This window comes from Micromonospora sp. U56 (assembly GCF_018070095.1).
GTDB classification, from domain to species: Bacteria; Actinomycetota; Actinomycetes; order Mycobacteriales; family Micromonosporaceae; genus Micromonospora; species Micromonospora purpureochromogenes.
The window spans coordinates 36081-55321 of record NZ_JAGPYL010000031.1; the positions used below are offsets into that span (position 1 = coordinate 36081).

Here is a 19241-nt window from a genome sequence, read left to right on the forward strand (position 1 = left end):
GCCGCGGGGCTTCGTCGTCGTCCGGTCAGAGGTACTGGCCGGTGTTGCTGGCGGTCTCGATGGACCGGCCGGCCTCGGCGCCCTTGCCGCCGGAGACGAGCGTGCGGATGTAGACGATCCGCTCGCCCTTCTTGCCGGAGATCCGGGCCCAGTCGTCCGGGTTGGTGGTGTTGGGCAGGTCCTCGTTCTCGCGGAACTCGTCGACGCAGGCGTCGAGCAGGTGCTGCAGGCGCAGACCCTTGCGTCCGGAGGTGAGGAACTCCTTGATCGCCATCTTCTTGCCGCGGTCGACGATGTTCTGGATCATGGCGCCGGAGTTGAAGTCCTTGAAGTAGAGGACTTCCTTGTCGCCGTTGGCGTAGGTCACCTCGAGGAAGCGGTTCTCCTCGGTCTCGGAGTACATCCGGAGCACGACCGCGTCGATCATCGCTGCCACGGTGGCCTGCGGGTCACCGCCGTGCTCGGCGAGGTCGTCCGGGTGCAGGGGCAGCCCGGAGAGGATGTACTTGGAGAAGATGTCCTTGGCCGCCTCGGCGTCCGGACGCTCGATCTTGATCTTCACGTCGAGCCGGCCGGGGCGCAGGATGGCCGGGTCGATCATGTCCTCCCGGTTGGAGGCGCCGATCACGATGACGTTCTCCAGCCCCTCCACACCGTCGATCTCGCTGAGCAGCTGCGGGACGATGGTGTTCTCGACGTCGGAGGAGACGCCGGAGCCACGGGTGCGGAAGACGGAGTCCATCTCGTCGAAGAAGACGATGACGGGGGTGCCCTCGCCGGCCTTCTCCCGGGCCCGCTGGAAGATCAGCCGGATGTGCCGCTCGGTCTCGCCGACGTACTTGTTGAGCAGCTCGGGGCCCTTGATGTTGAGGAAGAAGCTGGTGTGCTTCTCCTCACCCCGGCGCTCGGCGATCTTCTTGGCCAGCGAGTTGGCCACCGCCTTGGCGATCAGCGTCTTGCCGCAGCCGGGCGGCCCGTAGAGCAGGATGCCCTTTGGCGGCCGCAGCTGGTGCTCGCGGAACAGCTCGGCGTGCAGGAAGGGCAGCTCCACCGCGTCGCGGATCTGCTCGATCTGCGACTGGAGGCCACCGATGTCGCCGTAGTCGACGTCGGGCACCTCCTCCAGGACGAGCTCCTCGACCTCGCTCTTCGGGATCCGCTCGTACGCGTACGCCGAGCGGGGTTCGATCATGAGCGAGTCGCCGGCCCGGATCGGCGAGCCGATCAGGGTCTCCGCGAGGTGCACGATGCGCTCCTCGTCGGAGTGCGAGACCACCAGCGCGCGGTCGCCGGTGCTGCCGTCGGGACCCGCGAGGATCTCCTTGAGCATCACCACCTCGCCGACCCGCTCGTAGCCGAAGGCGTCGACGATGTTGAGCGCGTCGTTGAGCAGGACCTCCTGGCCACGCCGCAGCTCGGCGGCGTCCAGCGAGGGCGAGACGGCGACCCGGAGCTTGCGTCCGCCGGTGAAGATGTCCACCGTGCCGTCGTCGTGCCGCGCAAGGAAGACGCCGTAGCCACTCGGTGGCTGCGCCAGCCGGTCGATCTCCTCCTTGAGCGTCACGATCTGCGCGCGAGCCTCCTTGAGGGTGCTCACGAGCCGGTCGTTGTTCTCGGTCAGCCGCGCCAACTGTGCCTGGGTGGCCGCCAGCCGCTCTTCGAGCTGCCGGACGTGTCGGGGGCTTTCGGTCAACTTGCGCCGCACCAGAGCGAGTTCCTCTTGCAGGAACGCGACCTGCGTGGAGAGATCGTGGGCTTCCTTTTCCCACCGTGCGGCGCGCGAGTCCGCGTCGTCGCTGCGTGCCACGTCCCACCTCCCCGGGGGGCTTGAACGTTCTGCCCTAACACTAGCCGCTATGAGCGCGATTCGGTCCTAGGCAACACCCTCGTCACCGAACCTTGATCGCCAAGGGTCGCCTCCGGGGCGGGTACGGGCGTTCGGGTACCGTCGGGGCGTGGGACGGGAGAACATGGGGGGTGCATCGTGGCGGAGGTCGTGACGGACCAGCTTCAGGTCTGGGTGGACCAGGATCTCTGCACGGGCGACGGGCTCTGCGTGCAGTACGCGCCGGAGGTCTTCGAGTTCGACGTCGACGGCCTGGCGTACGTCAAGGGCCCCGACGGCGAGCTGCGACTGGCCCCCGGCAGCCGGGTCGACGTGCCGGAGCACCTGCGCCTGGAGGTGATCGACTCGGCGAAGGAGTGCCCGGGCGACTGCATCCACGTCGTGCGCGGCAGCGACGGCGTCGAGGTGGCCGGCCCGGAGGCCGAGGAGGACTGACCCGCCCGAGCGGGCACAGGCGTTGCGGGGGCGCCGCAGACCACGCCGGCCGCGGCCCCGCGTGCGTCGATCGGGCCCTCAGAGCACCGGGCGGCCCACCACCGAGGCGACCAGCCGGGCGAACTCCTCCAGCCGGGCGATCTGGCCGGCGCCGCCGTCGTCGAGGGTCTTGCCGAAGCGCAGCGCGTCGTGCCGGGGCGCGCCGGCGATCTCGTCGCCGGGCGGCGCCTCGTCCAGCGAGGTCAGCAGCAGGTAGACGTCGATGCTGTCGACCCGGACCTCGCCGCTGTCGGCCCGGGTCAGCCGCCGCCGGCAGCCGACCTCGGTGACGGTGGAGACCGGCACCACCCGCAGCGACGAGGTCATCGACCCGGGCGGCCCCTCCCCCGGCGGCACGTCCTCGCCGTGCCAGAGCACCAGGCGGCTGCCGTCGCAGACGACGACCTCCTGCCACACCCCGTTGACCTCGTTGACGAAGCGTTCCAGGGTGAAGCCGAGCACGGACGCCCCGCGCAGCACCCCACCGAGCGCCTCCAGGGCGATGTCCGGGTCACGGAGGTAGGCCCGCGCCGCCGATTCGAGGTCCTGGTAGGGCGACCAGTCCGGGAACACCGCCGGCAGATCCCCACCGCCGAAGCCCGGCCGACTCATGCCATCTCCCCCAGGTCGCGCCGCCGACCCGCACCGGCCGGCGGAATCCGCCCGCTCACTCCCAGCCGCCCCGCTCCCCCGTCACGACGCGTCCGCCTCGCCCGTCGCGGCGGGTTCCACCCCGGCGGCCTGGGCGGCCGCCGCCTGCCGGGCCGCCGCCGCCTCACGCAGCGCCTGCTTGCGCTCGGCGTACGCCTCGGCGCCCTTGCTGGGCTTGCGACGCCGCGGCGGGGCGGTGACGCCCGGGGCGAGCTTACGCGCGGAGACCAAAAACGCGGTGTGCGCGATCATCCGGTGGTCCGGGCGGACGGCCAGCCCCTCGGCGTGCCAGTCGCGCACCAGCGACTCCCAGGCCCGCGGCTCGGTCCAGCCGCCGCGCTCGCGCAGCGCCTCCACCAGCTCGGACAGCTGCGGGGTGGTGGCGACGTAGCCGATGAAAACGCCGCCGGGCAGCAGCGCGCGCTCGACCATGTCGAGGGTCTCCCACGGGGTGAGCATGTCCAGGATGATCCGGTCGAAACCGGTCTCCGGGCAGTCGGCGACGTCGCCGACGTGCAGCTTCCACGCCGGGTGCGGGGCGCCGAAGAAGGACTCGACGTTGCGCCGGGCGATCTGGGCGAAGTCGTCGCGCAGCTCGTACGAGTGCAGCTCGCCGCCGGTGCCGACGGCGCGCAGCAGCGAACAGGTCAGCGCCCCGGAGCCGGCGCCCGCCTCCAGCACCTTCGCGCCGGGGAAGATGTCGCCCATCGCGACGATCTGCGCCGAGTCCTTCGGGTAGATCACCTGCGCGCCGCGCGGCATCGACAGCACGTAGTCCGACAGCAGCGGGCGCAGCGCGAGGAACGCGGTGCCCCCGCCGGAGGTGGTCACCACGCTGCCGTCGGGCTGCCCGATCAGCGCGTCGTGCTCCAGGATGCCGCGGTGGGTGTGGAACGCCTTGCCGGGCTCCAGGACGACCGTGTGCATCCGCCCCTTCGGGTCGGTCAGCTGCACCCGGTCGCCGGGGCGGAACGGCCCCCGGTGCACCGGGGGCAGGTCTCCGACGGCGACGGGCGCCGGTATGCCGTTCTCGGCCGGGAGGGCGGGGGGATGTGCTGCGGTCACCTGTTCATCTTCCGTGTGGGTTCGAGGACCTGGGCGAGATCCCCGATGTGCAGAACGCCGACCACATCTTCGCCTGCCGTCACCACGTACTGTGCGGCCGGGTGGCGCTGCACCGTCTCCATCACCCGGTCGCCGGCCACCCCGGCCGGCAGCGCGGGCAGCCGGTCCAGCGGCCGGGCCACCGCGTCCACCGCCACCCAGGGCCGGCGTTCCGGGGGTACGGCGTCCGCCGCGGCCGGGTCCACCAGGGCGACCGGCCGGCCGGCGCCGTCGACCACGGTGACCGCCGCCCCGGCCGGCGCCTGCGCGGCGTGCCGGCGCTGCGCCTCGTCCGGCGGGGTGCCGGTGGGCACGGCGAAGACCGGCCGGGCCAGCCGGGCCAGGTCGATCAGCGGGACCCGGCGGCTGATCCGGGCGTACCGGATCGACTGGCCGGCGCCGCGCCAGAGGGTGACGGCGACCAGCAGCATCAGCGGCAGCGCCAGCGGCACCAGCAGCCGCTGGACGGTCAGCAGCACCACCAGCACCGCCGTGCCGACCGCGACGGCGCGCCCCACCCAGCCGGCGATCTCGGTGGCCCGGTGCCGGTCCCGGGTGAGCGCCCAGACGGCGGCGCGCAGCGCCCGGCCGCCGTCCAGCGGCAGCCCGGGCAGGATGTTGAACAGCGCGACGATCACGTTGCTCAGCGCCACCTGCAGGGCGAGCTGGTGGGCCAGGGTGTGCGGGGGCAGGGCCATGGTGACGCCCACGGCGATCGCGCCGAGCACGGCGGAGACCGCCGGCCCAGCCAGGGAGACCAGCAGGTCGACCCGGGGGGTGGGGGCGTCGGACTCCATCTCGGTGTACCCGCCGAGCAGTTCCAGGGTGATCCCGCGCACACCGATGCCGTACCGGCGGGCGGTCAGCGCGTGGCCGAGCTCGTGCAGCAGCACCGAGCCGAGCAGCGAGACGACGAAGCCGAGGCCGATCAGGTAACCGCCCAGCGGGCCGAGGTCGAGCCGGTCGCGGGCGAACTCGGCGTACGTCACGGTGATCAGCAGGGTCAGCAGCAGCATCGACACGTTGACGTGCAGCGGCACCCCGAAGACCCGGCCCACGGTCAGGCCGGTGCGTCGGCCGGACCGGCGTGGCGCTCGGCTGCGGGGTTTCACCGCCCCGATGCTACGCCGTGCGGATCATGCTCCGGTGCGCCGATCACGGCCCTGTCACACCGGTGCCCTAACCTTCGGGGCATGACGGCGGAACCGGTGATCGACGAGCAGGCCACTCCGGCGGCGACGCTGCCGGCCACCATCCGGGCGTCGTTGTCGCCGTCGCGGGCGGCGGATTTCAAGACCTGCCCGCTGCTCTACCGGTTCCGCAGCATCGACCGGCTGCCCGAGCGCCCGACGGTGGAGCAGGCCCGGGGCACCCTGGTGCACGCGGTGCTGGAGCGGCTGTTCGACCTGCCGGCCGGCGGGCGCACCCCGGAAGCCGCCGGTGGTCTGGTGGCCCCGCAGTGGGACCGGCTGGTCACCGAGCAGCCCGAGCTGGCCGGCCTGTTCGACCCGGGCGACGAGGCGGGCACCGCCGAGTTCCTGCGCTCGGCGGCGGGGCTGCTGGAGGGCTACTTCGCGGTGGAGGACCCGCGCCGGCTGGAGCCGGCCGAGCGGGAGAGCCTGATCTCGGCGGTGGTCGACGAGCAGCTGCTCATCCGGGGCTACCTGGACCGCCTCGACGTCGCGCCGGACGGCGCGCTGCGGGTGGTCGACTACAAGACCGGCGGCGCGCCCCGGGAGGCGTTCGAGGCCCGCGCGCTGTTCCAGCTGAAGTTCTACGCGCTGGTGCTGTGGCGCACCCGGGGGGTGGTGCCGCGGGTGCTTCGCCTGCTCTACCTCAAGGACGCGGAGGTCTGCGACTACTCCCCCGACGCCGAGGAGCTGCTGCGCTTCGAGCGCACGGTGGTGGCGCTCTGGCAGGCCATCGAGCAGGCGACCGAGCGGCAGGATTTCCGGCCCCGGCCGAGCCGGCTCTGCGACTGGTGCAGCCACCAGGCGCACTGCCCGACCTTCGGGGGCACCCCGCCGCCGTTCCCGGACCGGTCGGCGGCCACCGACCCGCTGCGCGACGCCCGCTCCGGCCCGGCCGCCCCCGGCGCCGACGAGTGACCTTCCTTCCCTGCGCCGCCCGACACCCGGCCCGACCGCCCGCCGGCGCCGAGCAGTGACCGGCGGCTCGGTACCCCGTTCGGCCGGCCCCGACACAGGCAGTGACCGGCCGCCGCCCAGCTCCGCACCACGACCGGGCGGAGGCCCTCTCCTCCCTGAGGAGGACGGCGGGTTCACCGTCGGCGACGACCTGTCGCGCCGGGCGGCGGTTAGCGTCGCGGTATGACCGACGGACCCGCGCGATGGTGGCAGCGCCGACCGCTCGCCGGTGACGCGCTCTTCGCCGCCGCCCTGGTGCTGCTGGAGGTCGCCTTCCTGCTGCTCACCCCGCCGGAGTTCTGGCCCGGGCGGATGCCGGGCGCGCTGGCGTGGAGCCTGCTCGCGGCCGCCCCGGTGGCGCTGCGCAGGGTCGCCCCGTGGACGGCGGTGGGTCTGGCCGTGGCCACCCTGATGCTGCCGGTGCTGCTCAGGCTCGCGCCCGGCACGCAGGGCCTGGCGTTCATGGTCCTGACGTACACGATGGCCGCGCGCCGGCCGGCGCGGCAGGCGGCGCTGGCCGCGGTGCTGCTCTGGGTGCCGGTGGGGGTGGCCAACCTGGTCGCCCCGCCGGAGGGGGTGCTGGCGGTGAGCCCCGGCTACCTGCTGCTCAACAACCTGCTCATCGCCCTGCTGTCGTACGCGGTGGGGCGGGCGGTGCAGGCGCGGCGCACGTCGGTGCGGGCGCTGCGGGAGCGGGCCCGGGTGGCCGAGGAGAACCAGCGTTCGCTGGCCCAGCAGGCGGTCGCCGACGAGCGGCGCCGGATCGCCCGGGAGCTGCACGACGTGGTCGCCCACCACGTGAGCGTGATGGGGGTGCTGGCCACCGGGGCCCGACGGGTGCTGCGCCGCGACCCGGACGCCGCCGACGAGGCCATCGCCACCATCGAGGACACCAGCCGGGTCACCCTGCGGGAGATGCGCCGCCTGCTGGACGTGCTGCGCACCGACGCGGAGCCGGCGGCGGACCTGACCCCACAGCCCGGCCTGGCGGGGATCGAGGCGCTGGTCGAGCAGGTACGGGAGGCGGGCCTGCCGGTGACCCTGCACGTCGAGGGCAGCCCAGGGCCGGTGGAGGAGGGCGTGTCACTGACCGTCTACCGGATCGTGCAGGAGGCGTTGACCAACGCGCTCAAGCACGCCGGGGAGGCCACCGCGCAGGTGCGGATCACCGTCGCCGACGGCTGCCTGACGGTGGAGGTCACCGACACCGGGCGCGGGCCGGGACCGGGACCCGACCGGATCGGGCACGGCCTGGTCGGCATGCGGGAGCGGGTCGGCCTCTACGGTGGGACCCTGCGGACCGGTCCCCGGCCGGGCGGCGGATTCCGGGTGTCGGCGCGGATTCCGGTGGAGTCGGTCGGGGCCGCGGCGTGACCCGGGAGCGCCGGGCGGGCAGCGCCGGCCGGGCCACGCCGGCCCGGCGCCGGTGCGGGCGACCGGGCCACCACCGCACGGACGACCGACCGCACCACCAGCAGGACAGGGAGAGCTCATGAGCGACGGTACGGCAGCGGCACGGCCGGTGCGGATCCTGCTCGCCGACGACCAGCCGCTGCTGCGTACCGGCTTCCGGATGGTGCTGGGCACCGAGGAGGACCTGGACATCGTGGCCGAGGCCGGCGACGGCCAGGAGGCGGTGGAGCTGTCCCGGCGGCTGCTGCCGGACGTGGTGCTGATGGACATCCGGATGCCCCGGATGGACGGGGTGGCGGCCACCCGGGCCATCGTCGACGCCCGGCTGCCGGTGCGGGTGCTCATCCTCACCACGTTCGACCTGGACGAGTACGTGGTGGGGGCGCTGCGCGCCGGGGCGAGCGGCTTCCTGGCCAAGGACGTACCGGCGGAGGACCTGGTGACCGCGATCCGCACGGTCGCCGCCGGGGAGGCGGTGGTCGCGCCACGCATCCTCAAGCGGCTGCTGGACCGCTTCGCCGACGTGCTGCCCGACCCGGCGGCCGCCCCGCCGAAGGCGCTCAAGTCGCTCACCGAACGCGAGCGGGAGGTGCTGGTGCAGGTGGCCCGCGGGCTGTCCAACGCCGAGATCGCCGCGGCGCTGTCGGTCAGCGAGACCACCATCAAGACCCACGTCGGGCATGTGCTGACCAAGCTGGGGCTGCGCGACCGGGTGCAGGCGGTGGTGCTGGCGTACGAGTCGGGGCTGGTGCGCCCGAAGGCCTGAGCCGGCTACGTCACGGGGCGTACCCGAGGAGCCGCCGATGGGGCGACGGCGCGGTTGCCGTCGTCACCTACCGTGACGAACGACGGCGCGGCGCGGTTGACCATGACGTGGCGTCAGGTTCTAGCGTCGGTTCCGGCGCCGTCCCGGCCGGCGGAAACGCGCTCGACCGGTCGTCGGCTCAGGGGCAACCCTGATCCCGGGTCGGGGCCGACCCGCAGTGCGAAATCCGCATCCGCTCCCCCGGGAGTCGGACGGAATCGGGGCACGCGGCACCGAGGATGGAACCAGCCCCACCGACCAGCGGGGGCGGCGGGGACACCGCAAGCAGACGGAAGAGGTAGATGACGTGACCGCGACGGTAGGCCGGCAGGCGCAGGCCGCGGCCAGGGCCAGCGACGTGTGGAAGGTGTACGGCAGCGGCGAGGCGCAGGTCGCCGCGCTGCGGGGGGTGAGCGCCGAGTTCGAGCGCGGCCGGTTCACGGCGATCATGGGCCCGTCCGGTTCGGGCAAGTCCACGCTGATGCACTGCCTGGCGGGGCTGGACTCGGTCACCAAGGGCACGGTGCACATCGGCGACACGACGGTGACCGGGCTCGGCGACGCCGGCCTGACGAAGCTGCGGCGGGACAAGGTCGGGTTCATCTTCCAGCAGTTCAACCTGCTGCCGACGCTGACCGCTCAGGAGAACATCCTGCTGCCGCTCTCCATCGCCGGCCGCAAGCCCGAGCAGGCCTGGTACGACACGGTGATCGACGCGGTCGGCCTGCGGGACCGGCTGGGGCACCGCCCGGCGCAGCTCTCCGGCGGTCAGCAGCAGCGGGTGGCGTGCGCCCGGGCGCTGGTCGCCCGACCCGAGGTGATCTTCGCCGACGAGCCGACCGGCAACCTCGACTCCCGCTCCGGCGCGGAGGTGCTGAACTTCCTGCGCAACTCGGTACGCCAGCACGGCCAGACCATCGTGATGGTGACCCACGACCCGACCGCCGCCGCGTACTCGGACCGGGTGATCTTCCTGGCCGACGGGCAGATCGTCTCGGAGCTGATCGAGCCGACCGCCGACACCGTGCTGGACACCATGAAGAAGCTCGACACCCCGGCCGAGGTGGCGCGCTGATGTTCCGCGCAACCTGGAAGAGCCTGCTGGCGCGCAAGGTGCGCCTCATCCTCTCCGGCCTGGCCGTGGTGCTGGGCGTCATGTTCGTCTCCGGCGCGTTCGTGCTGACCGACACGCTCGGCCGCTCGTTCGACGCCGTCTTCGCCGACGCGTACGAGGGTGTCGACGTCAACGTCTCCGCCAAGCCGAAGATCGCCCTCAGCGAGACCGAGGGTGAGCAGGTGCCCGCGGCGATGCCGGCCGCGACGCTGGAGAAGGTCCGCACGGTCGGCGGGGTGGCCGAGGCCACCGGGATCGTCGCCGCCGACGGCGCCCGCCTGATCGGCAGCAACGGCAAGGTGGTCACCTCGTTCGGGCCGCCGCAGCTCGGCGAGAACTGGGTGGGCGAGAGCGACCTGGTCAAGCTGCGCGAGGGCCGCGCGCCGCGCGCCGACGACGAGATCGTGATCAACGGGGCGCTGGCGCAGGCCGCGAAGGTGAAGGTCGGCGAGCGGGTCGGCGTGCTGACCCTGGAGCCGAAGAAGGAGTTCACCGTGGTGGGCGTCTTCGGTTACAGCGGTGACCGGGACTCCCTCGGCGGGGCCAACGAGATCGCCTTCACCACCCCGGTGGCGCAGCGGCTGATGCTCGGCGAGCCGGACGTGTTCACCAACATCAGCGTGACGGCCGCCGACGGGGTCGGCGAGGCCGCGCTGCGCGACGACATCGCCGCCGCGGTCGGCGGCGACTACGAGGTCAAGACCGGCGAGCAGCTCTCCGCCGACGCCTCGGCGGGGCTGAAGGAGGGGCTCTCCTTCTTCAACAAGATCCTGCTCGGCTTCGCCGCGGTGGCGCTGCTGGTCGGCACCTTCCTCATCCTCAACACCTTCTCGATCATCGTGGCGCAGCGCACCCGGGAGCTGGCCCTGATGCGGGCCATCGGGGCCAGCGGCCGGCAGATCATCGGCTCGGTGGTGCTGGAGGCCGTGGCGGTGGGCCTGATCGCCTCCGTGCTCGGCCTCGGCGCCGGCATCGGCGTGGGCGCGCTGCTGGCGTACCTGTTCGGCAAGCTGGCGGGCGGGCTGGCGCTGGCCGGCATCGGCGTGCCGGCGGCCGCGGTGATCGGCGCGTTCTCGGTGGGTCTGGTGATCACCGTGGTGGCGGCGCTGCTGCCGGCGCTGCGGGCGTCGCGGATCCCGCCGATCGCGGCGATGCAGGACGTGGCCACCCCGGACCGCCCGCTGACCAAGGTGACGGTGGCCGGCGCGATCGTCACCGGGATCGGGGGCACGCTGCTCTTCCTGGGGCTCAGCGGCAACGCCGGGGACAACACCCTGGCCACCATCCTCGGCGGCGTGCTGTTCGCCTTCATCGGGGTGGCGCTGCTGACGCCGCTGATCAGCCGGCCGGTGGTGTCCCTGCTCGGGGCGCTGTTCGCCTGGTCGGTGCCGGGCAAGCTGGGCCGGCTCAACTCGGGTCGTAACCCGCGCCGCACCGCGATCACCGCGGCGGCGCTGATGGTCGGCATCGCGCTGGTCACCGGCGTGACGGTGATCCTCGACTCGGCCAAGGGCAGCATCAGCGCGCTGGCCGAGGACCAGATCAAGGCCGAGCTGGTGATCGCCGGGGTGCAGGGCGGCCCCCGCCCGCCGAGCTTCGACCCGGCGGTGCTGGAGAAGGCCGCCGCCCTCCCGGGCGTCCAGATGGTCGACGGCGAGTACGGCGACATGGCCGTGGTCAACGGCGAGCGCACCTGGGTGGCGGCGTCGAGCAACGTCGCGGCGCTGGAGCGGATCTTCGGGGCGAAGGCCACCGCCGGTGACATCAGCCGGCTGGCACCGGACCAGATGCTGTTCAGCTCGGACACCGCGAAGTCCCGCAACGTGTCGGTCGGCTCGAAGGTCAGCGTCCAGCTGTCCCGGGGCGAGGCCCGCACGTACACGGTCAGCGGCATCTACGAGAGCTCGCAGCTGACCAACCCGGTGGTGCTGCCGCCGCAGGCGGCGCGGGACTTCGCCATCCCGCAGCCGATCCAGGGCTTCCTGCAGCTCGCCCCCGGCACCGGGGTCGCCGACGTGCAGCCGCAGGTCGAGACGCTGCTCGCCGACAGCCCCGAGGTGTCGGTGGCCGACCGGGCCGCCTTCATCGAGCAGCAGACCAGCCAGTTGGACACCCCGCTGCGGATGATCCAGATCCTGCTGGCGCTGGCCATCGTGATCGCGGTGCTGGGCATCATCAACACCCTGGCCCTGTCGGTGCTGGAGCGGACCCGCGAGCTGGGCCTGCTGCGGGCGATCGGGCTGCGCCGGGCGCAGACCATGCGGATGATCACCGTCGAGGCGGTGGTGATCTCGGTCTTCGGCGCGCTGCTCGGCGTGGTGGTCGGCACCGGCCTCGGCGCGGCGGTGGTCGAGGCGCTCAAGGACGAGGGCATCACCGACCTGGTCCTGCCCTGGGGCCAGATGGGGCTCTTCCTCGGGCTGGCCGCGATCATCGGGGTGGTCGCCGCGGTGCTGCCCGCGGTGCGCGCCGCGCGGATCAACGTGCTGGGCGCCATCGCGCACGACTGATCCTCAACAGGGACGACGAAGGGGGCCCCGCCGGTCGGCGGGGCCCCCTTCGCGCGTGGTTCAGGCCGGCGGCTCGCCGAGCAGCGCGGCCAGCAGCTCCAGGTCCGCCGCGGTCAGGCTCTCCACCTGGTGTACGCCGTCGATCGGCGCGATCGGCACCTCCGCGGGCACCGCCAGCACCGCCGCACCGGCGGCGAGCGCGCTGGCCACCCCGGTCGGCGAGTCCTCGATCGCCACGCACCGGCCGATCGGCACGTCCAGCAGCCGCGCCGCCGTCAGGTACGGCTCCGGGTGCGGCTTGGCCAGGTCCACCTCGTCACCGCAGACCACCGCGTCGAAACTGTCCCGCCCGAGGGTGTCCAGGGCCACCTCGACCAGCGGCCGCCCGCTGGAGGTCACCAGCGCGGTGGGGATGCCGGCGGCGCGTACCGCCCGCAGCAGGGTCAGCGCGCCGGGCCGCCAGCGCAGCCCGGTGCGGAACAGCTCCAGGATGCGGGCGTTGATCCAGTCGATGCTGGCCTGCACGTCCCGCTCCGGCTGGCCGAGGTCGTCGTGCACGATCCGCATCGACTCGGCCATGCTCGTGCCGATAACCGCGCGCCGCGCGGCGTCGGAGAGCGTGCCGCCGTACTCGGCCGCCAGTTCGCGTAGCGCGACGTCCCACAGCTTCTCGCTGTCGACCAGGGTGCCGTCCATGTCGAAGAGCACGGCGGCGGGGTGTGGGCTGCTCAGCGGGGGCCTCCTCCGGCCGGGTGGTGTCGGGGCGATCCTTCCAGCCCGACCCGGGCGGCCCTCCGCCCTCCCCGCCAAAGGTGATGTGGGCGATCCCGCTCAGCCGAGGTCGCAGGCGTCGAGGGAGTTCTCGTAGCCGCGGAAGAACGAGTCGGTGCGCTGCTCGGCGGTGCCGTGGGAGCCCTCCGCGAACCACGGCTGGTCAGGGTCGTCGCCGACGGCGAGCAGCCCCTCGCGGAACTCGTCGAGGTCGCCCGTGTCCAGCTTCAGCACGCCCGAGCGGACCGAGTCACCCAGGTACGCCCCGGCCATGCAGTCGGCCTGCAACTCCTGCTGGATGGTGAAGTTGTTGCGGATGCCGAGGCGTGCCTGGATGCCGTGGGCGTACTCGTGGCCGAGCAGGTAGAACACGAACGCGTCGCCGACCTGGCGGAACGCGGCCACCGACCAGTTGACGTCGTAGGCGATGAAGTCACCCTGGGAGCAGTAGACGGCGTTGTTGCGCGGCAGCGCCTGGCCGCCGCAGGCGACCTCCCCCTCGCGCTGGTAGGGGACGATCCGGCGGATCGGCCGGAACTGCTGGCCGGAGGCCTTGAACTGGGCGCCCCAGTAGTCCTCGGCGATGTTCACCGCGTCGCCGATGTCGGTCTTGAACTCCTCGACGCTGGTGGTGCCGTCGGCCCGGGTGGTCTGCGGGCCCGGCGAGGCGGCCTGCCGGGACTGGCCCGGCGCCGGTTCCCGCGGCTCCTGCGGGCCGCTCTCCCCCACCCCGCCGACGGCGCAACCGGCCGCCACCACCAGCGCCACCACGGCCGCGGCGAGCGAGCCGCGCGACTGCGATCCCGAGCGTGCCGTCACAGTTGCCCTCCCAGGCGTCGCGGCCGATGCGGTCGGTGTACCCCGACCGTGGATTGATCATGCCGGGCGACGGCCGCCGGGACCATGGGCGGACGGCCGGCGCTCAGCTGTCCCAGAGGCGGAACAGCGCCACTGCCCGGTCCGGGTCCAGGTGCAGCTCGATGTGCCGGCTGCCGGGGGCACCCTCGTCGTAGGCCGCGCTGTGCCGCCACCGCACGCCCGCCGGCACGTACGGGGACAACCCGGGCCACACCGCCGGCTCCGCGGTCGCCGGCTCCCAGGGGTACGCGGCGGCCAGCGCCCGCGCGTCGGCCGGGCGCAGTCGCACCAATCCCTGGTACATCCAGTCCGTCGGCCCCGGGACCCGGGAGCACGGGTCTGCCTCGGTGTCGACCTGCCAGTGCACGTCGAGGAAGTCGCCGAGGCCGGGCAGGTGCTCGGCGGGGAACCCGCGGTCGGTGTGGATCCTGGCCTTGTCCGCCGCCAGCCGGTCGGGACAGGTCCGGTCGGCGGCGACCTCCCCGCCGACCAGCCAGGCGACGCCGCCACAGGCGGCCAGCAGCACCAGGATCGGGACGGCGGCCAACAGCCACGGCACCCGACGGGTCCAGGTCGTCACCGGCGGAGGATAACGATCATCAGGACTGGCGCTCGGCCCGACCGGTGATGTCGCTCTGCGAGGAGTGCCGGCCTTGTTCGTAGCGCTGCTGCCGCATCACCGCCGCCTGCCGGGCGCCCGGGTCCTCCGCCGAGGCCGTCCGCTGCCGGTCGCGCCAGGCGACCCACCCGACCGCCGCCGCCACGACCGCGCCGAGCGCCCCGAGTATCGCCCAGGTCGTCATAAGGATCCTCCGGAATTGTGGCCATGATGGGTGACGTGGCCCTGGGTGGAGTGTCGGCCTGCTTCGTATCGCTGCTGCTCCGCAAGCGCAGCCTGCCCGGCCGTCCAGTCCTCCGCGGAGGCAGTCCGCTCCCGGTCGCGCCAGGCGACCCAACCGACCGCCGCCGCCAGGACCGCGCCGAGCGCCCCGAGTATCACCCAGGTCGTCGTCATTCATCCACGGTAGACCCGGAACGCTAGGCTGCGCGCCCATGACGGGGACCAGTTTCGACGATCACGAACGGGAACGCTGGGCGGGACGCGCGACGGCGTACGAGCCCACGTTCGCCCGGCTCTGCGCGTACCCGGCGCGGGCCCTGCTGGACGCGGCGGGCGCCGGGGCCGGCGTGCGGGTGCTCGACGTGGGCACCGGGACCGGCACGGTCGCGGCGCTGGCAGCTGGGCGCGGCGCGGCGGTGGTCGCGCTGGACGCCGAGCCGTCGATGCTGGCCGCCGCCCGCCGCGCGGTGCCTGAGGCCCGGTTGGTCGGGGCCGCCCTGCCGCACCTGCCGGTGGGCACCGGCACGGTGGACGCCGCCGTGGCCAACTTCGTGCTCAACCACGTCGGCGATCCGGCCGCCGCCGTGGCCGGGCTGCGCCGCACGGTACGCCCCGGCGGCCGGATCGCCGTCACCGTCTGGCCTTCGCCGCACCCGCCGCTGCAACGGCTCTGGGGTGAGGTGTTCGCCGAGGTGGACGGTGGTGAGCTGCCGAGGGTGGCGGCAGAGCGGAACTTCCTGCGCACCGAGGAGGGGCTGACCGACCTGCTCGTCCGGGCGGGGCTGGCCGACGTGCGATGCCGGACGCTGACCTGGACGCACCGGGCCGACCCGGACGAGTGGTGGACCGGACCGGCCAGCGGCCTCGGGATGCCGGGGCTGCTGCTGCAGCGGCAGCCGCCGGCGACCCGGGAGGCGCTGCGGCGCCGCTACCTGGAACTGTCCGCCCGCTACCGGGATGCCGACGGGCTGCTCGCCCTGCCCACCGCCGCGCTACTCGCCTCCGGTGGGGTGAGCTGACGTGCCGACTAACGGGCCCGGGCCCAGGACAGGAAGCGCTCGGTGAGGTTCTCCGGCACCGCGTGCCCGTTGAGCTGGGAGAGCTGCGCGCCGGCCTCGGCCATCAAGGTGCTCAGGTAGACCAGCAGCGCGACGCGGTCCTCGCGGTACTCGACCAGCAGCGCCAGCCGCGCCGGCTGGCAGGGCCACTCCGCGCCGCAGGCCCGACACCGCCACAGGGGGCGCATCGGGAGGTGCGGTCGAGATTGCCGGCTCACCTTCTGACCACCACTGTCCGGTCCAGCCGGACGAGCGCGAATCGCTGCCGCAGGTCCACGGAACCGTCGGGCCGTACGTCGCGGCCGACCAGCTCGACCCAGAGCGCGCCATTGACCTCGCGCCGGTCCAGCACCTCACAGACGTGCATGACGAGCGGCCGGGTGCCGAAGCGGTAGGAATCCTCGGGGACCGTGATCACGTCGCCGACGGTCACCAGCGGCCTCCGTTCGCCCGCCTGAACCGTGCGCTGCCAGGCAGCAGGCACGAAAGCGGGATCGGGGTCTCGGGCTTGCGGCGCCAGAAGCGGAACAGCACAGCGGCCTCCTCGGGATGTCGGAAGGGGCCGTCCCGCCTCATCGCCGAGGCGGCCCCGAGCAAGTTCCGCTGACGGCTCGGACCATCGCCAGCGGTAGCGCTGGTGACACTCTGCTGTGGAGGGCACTACGCTCGGAAGGCATCCTGCGGGTCCGGGCTGAGCTGACGGAACGAGCGTCAGACCTGTGGCGGCATGAGTAGTCGATCACCAGTTTGGGGCACCTTGAATGGCAGACGTTCCCAGTCCGCTCGCCGCCTTCATCGTGGGCGAGATACGCCGGGCCCGCGGGGCCGCCGGCTTGACCCAGGAGGCATTCGGCCGAGCCGCGGGTTTCAGCGCGTCACACGTCAGCGCCGTTGAAGGCGGCACTCGCGCCCTGACGATGGACTTCATCAAGGGAGCCGATCGCGCGCTGACCAGCGGTGGCCTATTCGAGCGCCTGGTGTCCAAGCTCGGTGCACCGTCGTGGTTTCTGCCGTGGCTCGACGCCGAGCGCGGGGCGACGCAGCTCCGGTACTTCGAGCCGAACCTGGTCCCGGGTCTCCTGCAGACCGAGGCCTATGCTCGCGCCGTACTGCGACTGGATCCGCGCCTCACCGAGGACGAGGTCGAACGCCGGGTGATCGCACGCGTCGAACGGCAGACGATCCTGGAGCGGGAGTCACCGCCTCAACTCGTCGTGGTCGTCGACGAGGCGGCAGTCCGACGCACCGGGGACGGGTGCGAGAAACTGATGGGTGAGCAGCTGTTGAAGCTTGTAGCCTGCGCCGAGCGACCCCACATCAGCATTCACGTCATTCCACCCGAGGTCGGTCTCCACGCGGGACTGTCCGGGCCGCTGTCGTTGGCACACATGGCCGATGGGAGCTGGGTCGGCCACCTGGAGAGCCAGCTGGGCGGCGATGTCGTAGACCGGCCGTCGGAGCTGGATACGCTCTTCCAGCGGTGGGAGAGCGTCCGCAACGAGGCCCTGTCGCGGCGGCAGTCACTGGACCTGATCAAGGAAGTAGCGAATCAATGGACCTAACCGGTGCACGGTGGCGGAAATCCACCCGTAGCGGTACCAGCGGCGGCAACTGTGTCGAGGTTGCCGACAACCTCCCCGGGGTGGTCGCCGTCCGCGACTCCAAGGACTCGACCGGACCGACCCTCGCCTTCGCCCCCACCGCCTGGCACGCGTTTCTCGCCCACGTCACCGCGCGGCCCTGACCGCCCTGTCCGCGTCGGCCCGGCGGCTCCGACGTTCCCGGTGACGGCCCACCCGGGGCCGGTCGAGAGGAGTGACACGTGAAGTACATGATCATGCTGTACGGCTCGCAGCGGGACTACGACGCGATGGCGGGCCGTCCCGCCGACGACCGGCCGCCGATGTCGCCCGAGCAGGTCGCGGCGATGCACGCCCACATGGAGGCGGTGCACAAGGAGATCGCGGAGTCGGGCGAGCTGGTCGACGGCCGGGGACTCACCGCCCCGGTGCACGCCCGGCGGGTCCGGCTGCGCGAGGGTGCGCCCGTGGTGACCGACGGCCCCTACCCGGAGACGCAGGAGGTGCTGGCCGGCTTCACGATCGTGGAGTGCGAGAGCTTCGACCGGGCCACGCAGATCGCCGCGCGGTTCGCGAACCCGGACGCCGAGGGCGAGTACGTCGACGTGCGGCCGGTCGCCGAGGGCATCGAGGACCTGAACGGCTGATGACCGCCGACGCCGTCGAGGACCTGCTGCGCCGCCTGACGCCGCAGGTCCTCGGCGCAGTGGTGCGCCGCTACGGGCACTTCGACACCGCCGAGGACGCCACCCAGGAGGCGCTGCTGGCGGCCGCGACCCGATGGCCGGTCGACGGCGTACCCGATGACCCGTGCGCCTGGCTGATCACCGTCGCGGCGCGTCGCCTGACCGACCTGCTCCGCAGCGAGCAGGCCCGGCGGCGGCGCGAGGACGACGTCGCCCGGCGGCTGCCGCCCGAGCAGTGGCTCGCTCCCCCGGCGGACCGCCGGTCCCCCGAGGACGACAGCCTGGTGCTGCTCTTCCTCTGCTGCCACCCGGAGCTGCCCCCGGCCGCGCAGATCGCGCTGACCCTGCGGGCCGTCGGCGGCCTGAGCACCGCCGAGGTGGCCCGGGCGTTCCTGGTCCCGGAGGGCACGATGACCCGCCGGATCACCCGCGCCAAGCAGCGCATCCGGGACAGCGGCGTGCCGTTCGGCCTGCCCAGCGGGCCGGACCGGGAGGCCCGCCTGGCCGCCGTCCGGCACGTGCTCTATCTGATCTTCAACGAGGGGTACGCCAGCACGGCCGGGCCGCTGCTGCGCCGGGTGGACCTCTCCACCGAGGCGATCCGGCTCACCCGGATGCTGCACCGGCTGCTCCCCGACGACGCCGAGGTGACCGGGCTGCTGGCGTTGCTGCTGCTCACCGACGCGCGGGGGCCGGCCCGGGCCGGGCCGAACGGCGAGCTGGTCCCGATGGCCGAGCAGGACCGCAGCCGGTGGCGCGCCGACCAGATCGCCGAGGGCGTCGCGCTGGTCAGCGCGGTGCTGCCGCGCGGCGAGGTCGGGCCGTACCAGGTGCAGGCGGCGATCGCGGCGCTGCACGACGAGGCCCCGAGCGCCGAGGAGACCGACTGGCCGCAGATCGAGGCGCTCTACGCGGTGCTGACCGGCCTGTCCGACAACCCGGTGGTGGCGCTGAACCACGCGGTCGCGGTGGCCATGGCCCGCGGCCCGTCCGCCGGGCTCGACCTGCTCACCGGGCTGGCGGCCGACCCACGGCTCGCCGCCGACCCCCGGCTGCCCGCCGCCCGCGCGCACCTGCTGGAACGGACCGGCGACCTCGGCGCGGCGCGGGCGGCGTACGAGGAGGCGGCGCGGCGGTCGATGAACCTGCCGCAGCAGCGCTACCTGTACGCCCGCGCCGCCCGCCTGGCCGACGCCGACTGAGCCGGTCTCACCACTGGCGGCCGGGCACCAGCACCCTGGTGGCGTCGGGCAGCGTGGTCAGCACCCGGCGACTCCCGGCGCCCGGCTCGACGGTGACCAGCTCGGTCCGCCCCGGCGCCCAGCGGGTCAGCACGACGTCGGCGCCGACGATGCCCACGTACACCTCGGCGGAGCCCGTCCC

At 73.3% G+C, this 19241-nt stretch carries 21 protein-coding genes; 11 read left to right on the plus strand and 10 right to left on the minus strand.

All coding sequences use genetic code 11. From position 1 onward, the window contains the following. Positions 1–25 precede the first annotated feature (25 nt). Entirely contained in the window at positions 26–1807 is a 1782-nt protein-coding gene (gene arc, locus KBX37_RS13590) for a proteasome ATPase (protein WP_088962301.1), read from the minus strand. A gap of 177 nt (positions 1808–1984) precedes the next feature. On the opposite strand from arc, the gene KBX37_RS13595 reads away from it, so the two are divergent. Beyond that, complete coding sequence (locus tag KBX37_RS13595) at positions 1985–2281, plus strand: ferredoxin (RefSeq protein WP_154937337.1); 297 nt, start codon at positions 1985–1987, stop codon at positions 2279–2281. Between the two features lie 78 nt (positions 2282–2359). Here KBX37_RS13595 and KBX37_RS13600 read toward each other — a convergent pair whose 3' ends face one another. From KBX37_RS13600 to KBX37_RS13610, 3 genes are all read right to left on the minus strand, one after another. Next, on the minus strand, positions 2360–2932 hold the full coding sequence (locus tag KBX37_RS13600) for a hypothetical protein (RefSeq protein WP_210776257.1): 573 nt from the start codon (positions 2930–2932) through the stop codon (positions 2360–2362). A gap of 81 nt (positions 2933–3013) precedes the next feature. Next, positions 3014–3994 carry a tRNA (adenine-N1)-methyltransferase gene (locus KBX37_RS13605; RefSeq protein WP_210776275.1) on the minus strand — a complete coding sequence of 327 codons (981 nt, stop codon included), beginning with the start codon at positions 3992–3994 and terminating at the stop codon, positions 3014–3016. 38 nt (positions 3995–4032) lie between these two features. Beyond that, on the minus strand, positions 4033–5187 hold the full coding sequence (locus KBX37_RS13610) for a site-2 protease family protein (protein ID WP_210776258.1): 1155 nt from the start codon (positions 5185–5187) through the stop codon (positions 4033–4035). A gap of 81 nt (positions 5188–5268) precedes the next feature. On the opposite strand from KBX37_RS13610, the gene KBX37_RS13615 reads away from it, so the two are divergent. The 5 genes from KBX37_RS13615 (at position 5269) to KBX37_RS13635 (ending at position 12064) form a co-directional block, all read left to right on the plus strand. Then, positions 5269–6183 carry a PD-(D/E)XK nuclease family protein gene (locus KBX37_RS13615; RefSeq protein WP_210776259.1) on the plus strand — a complete coding sequence of 305 codons (915 nt, stop codon included), beginning with the start codon at positions 5269–5271 and terminating at the stop codon, positions 6181–6183. Between the two features lie 222 nt (positions 6184–6405). Continuing rightward, on the plus strand, positions 6406–7596 hold the full coding sequence (locus tag KBX37_RS13620) for a sensor histidine kinase (RefSeq protein ID WP_210776260.1): 1191 nt from the start codon (positions 6406–6408) through the stop codon (positions 7594–7596). A gap of 118 nt (positions 7597–7714) precedes the next feature. Next, positions 7715–8401, plus strand: coding sequence for a response regulator transcription factor (locus tag KBX37_RS13625; protein ID WP_210776261.1), 687 nt, complete (start codon positions 7715–7717; stop codon positions 8399–8401). A gap of 346 nt (positions 8402–8747) precedes the next feature. Next, entirely contained in the window at positions 8748–9515 is a 768-nt protein-coding gene (locus tag KBX37_RS13630) for an ABC transporter ATP-binding protein (protein ID WP_210776262.1), read from the plus strand. Continuing rightward, positions 9515–12064 (plus strand): ABC transporter permease, encoded by a 2550-nt coding sequence (locus KBX37_RS13635; protein ID WP_210776263.1) that lies wholly within the window; start codon positions 9515–9517, stop codon positions 12062–12064. Before KBX37_RS13630 ends, KBX37_RS13635 begins: the two co-directional genes overlap by 1 nt. 60 nt (positions 12065–12124) lie before the next feature. On the opposite strand, the gene KBX37_RS13640 is transcribed toward KBX37_RS13635, so the two are convergent. The 4 genes from KBX37_RS13640 to KBX37_RS13655 all read right to left on the minus strand — a co-directional run bounded on the left by KBX37_RS13640 (position 12125) and on the right by KBX37_RS13655 (position 14496). Next, positions 12125–12772: an HAD family phosphatase gene (locus KBX37_RS13640; protein WP_210776264.1), complete on the minus strand. Its 648-nt coding sequence runs from the start codon at positions 12770–12772 to the stop codon at positions 12125–12127. A 123-nt stretch (positions 12773–12895) separates the two neighbouring features. Beyond that, entirely contained in the window at positions 12896–13654 is a 759-nt protein-coding gene (locus KBX37_RS13645) for a neutral zinc metallopeptidase (protein ID WP_210776265.1), read from the minus strand. 103 nt (positions 13655–13757) lie between these two features. Continuing rightward, positions 13758–14273, minus strand: a complete 516-nt coding sequence (locus KBX37_RS13650; protein ID WP_210776266.1) for a hypothetical protein — start codon at positions 14271–14273, stop codon at positions 13758–13760. Between the two features lie 19 nt (positions 14274–14292). After that, a complete protein-coding gene (locus KBX37_RS13655; RefSeq protein ID WP_210776267.1) occupies positions 14293–14496 on the minus strand; it encodes a hypothetical protein in 204 nt (67 codons plus the stop codon). A 250-nt stretch (positions 14497–14746) separates the two neighbouring features. Here KBX37_RS13655 and KBX37_RS13660 point away from each other — a divergent pair, with 250 nt between their 5' ends. Further along, positions 14747–15553, plus strand: coding sequence for a class I SAM-dependent methyltransferase (locus tag KBX37_RS13660; protein WP_210776268.1), 807 nt, complete (start codon positions 14747–14749; stop codon positions 15551–15553). A gap of 8 nt (positions 15554–15561) precedes the next feature. On the opposite strand, the gene KBX37_RS13665 is transcribed toward KBX37_RS13660, so the two are convergent. Together KBX37_RS13665 and KBX37_RS13670 are read right to left on the minus strand one after the other, a co-directional pair. Next, on the minus strand, positions 15562–15780 hold the full coding sequence (locus KBX37_RS13665) for a flavin reductase (RefSeq protein ID WP_210776269.1): 219 nt from the start codon (positions 15778–15780) through the stop codon (positions 15562–15564). 26 nt (positions 15781–15806) lie between these two features. After that, the gene (locus KBX37_RS13670; protein ID WP_210776270.1) at positions 15807–16025 is read right to left on the minus strand and encodes a hypothetical protein; all 219 of its coding nucleotides are present in this window, start codon (positions 16023–16025) and stop codon (positions 15807–15809) included. Positions 16026–16353: 328 nt separating this feature from the next. On the opposite strand from KBX37_RS13670, the gene KBX37_RS13675 reads away from it, so the two are divergent. The 4 genes from KBX37_RS13675 to KBX37_RS13690 all read left to right on the plus strand — a co-directional run bounded on the left by KBX37_RS13675 (position 16354) and on the right by KBX37_RS13690 (position 19060). Then, positions 16354–17154: a helix-turn-helix transcriptional regulator gene (locus KBX37_RS13675; protein ID WP_210776271.1), complete on the plus strand. Its 801-nt coding sequence runs from the start codon at positions 16354–16356 to the stop codon at positions 17152–17154. Next, positions 17145–17336, plus strand: a complete 192-nt coding sequence (locus KBX37_RS13680; protein ID WP_210776272.1) for a DUF397 domain-containing protein — start codon at positions 17145–17147, stop codon at positions 17334–17336. Before KBX37_RS13675 ends, KBX37_RS13680 begins: the two co-directional genes overlap by 10 nt. 87 nt (positions 17337–17423) lie before the next feature. Further along, positions 17424–17819 carry a YciI family protein gene (locus KBX37_RS13685; RefSeq protein WP_247657964.1) on the plus strand — a complete coding sequence of 132 codons (396 nt, stop codon included), beginning with the start codon at positions 17424–17426 and terminating at the stop codon, positions 17817–17819. Continuing rightward, positions 17819–19060: an RNA polymerase sigma factor gene (locus KBX37_RS13690; RefSeq protein ID WP_210776274.1), complete on the plus strand. Its 1242-nt coding sequence runs from the start codon at positions 17819–17821 to the stop codon at positions 19058–19060. The genes KBX37_RS13685 and KBX37_RS13690 overlap by 1 nt, the downstream gene beginning before the upstream one ends. Positions 19061–19241 lie beyond the last annotated feature (181 nt).